General features: G+C 68.5%; 1 protein-coding gene. It reads left to right on the forward strand.

Annotation, left to right across the window (positions count from 1 at the left end; all coding sequences use genetic code 11):
- Window positions 1–53 precede the first annotated feature (53 nt).
- A protein-coding gene (locus SK571_RS46150; RefSeq protein WP_406602120.1) for an IS5 family transposase occupies window positions 54–886 on the forward strand; the annotation gives its coding sequence in 2 pieces (ribosomal slippage) (window positions 54–395 and window positions 398–886; 831 coding nt in all).
- Window positions 887–896 lie beyond the last annotated feature (10 nt).

Genomic DNA, 896 nt, shown 5'->3' on the forward strand with positions numbered 1-896 from the left:
AGACCGCATCTCGTTTGGGTGTGTTGCGAGGTAGGCGATATCGTTGATCAACGATGAGCGATGTGGAGAAGTGGTGCCCGGAGCCGTTGTGGCTGCTGGCACAGCCACTGCTGCCCGATGCGCCGCAACGCCACCAGTGCGGAGGCCGGCGGCGCCTGGACGATCGGGTGGTGCTGGCGGCCATCCTGTACGTACTGCAGACCGGGTGCGCCTGGTCGGCGCTACCGGCGTCGTTCGGGGTCAGCACCCCGACCGCGCATCGCCGGTTCACCGAGTGGGTCGAGGCGGACGTGTTCGCCCGGCTGCACCAGACGATGCTGGATCTGCTCGGCTCGGCCGGGGCGATCGACTGGTCGCGTGCGTCGGTGGACGGCATGCAGGTCCGGGCGGTCAAAGGGGGGATCTGACCGGGCCCAGCCCGGTCGACCGGGGCAAGCCCGGCAGCAAGATCCACGCGATGAGCGATCGCGGCGGTATCCCGCTGACCGTGGGTGTGTCCGCGGCCAACCGCAACGACCACCTGGAACTGGAGACCGTCGTCGATGCCGTGGTCCCGGTCCAGGGGCCCGTCGGCAGGCCTCGCCGACGGCCGCACAAGCTGCACGCGGACAAGGGCTACGACTACCCGGCCTGCCGTAAGGCGTTGCGGCGGCGGGGCATCATCGCCCGGATCGCCCGCAAGGGGATCGAGTCGCCCAAGAAGCTGGGCCGCCACCGCTACGTCATCGAACGGACCCTGGAGTGGGTTTCCCGGTTCCGCCGGCTGGCACGCCGCTACGAACGCAAAGCCACCCACTTCCTGGCATTCGCCCAGCTGGCCTGCGCGGTGATCTGCTACCGCCGAGTCACCAAGCTGGACCTGCTGACCCACAACAACCCCAAATGAGATCCGGTCT

The sequence above is a fragment of the Lentzea kristufekii genome, assembly GCF_033949925.1.
Taxonomy (GTDB): domain Bacteria; phylum Actinomycetota; class Actinomycetes; order Mycobacteriales; family Pseudonocardiaceae; genus Lentzea; species Lentzea kristufekii.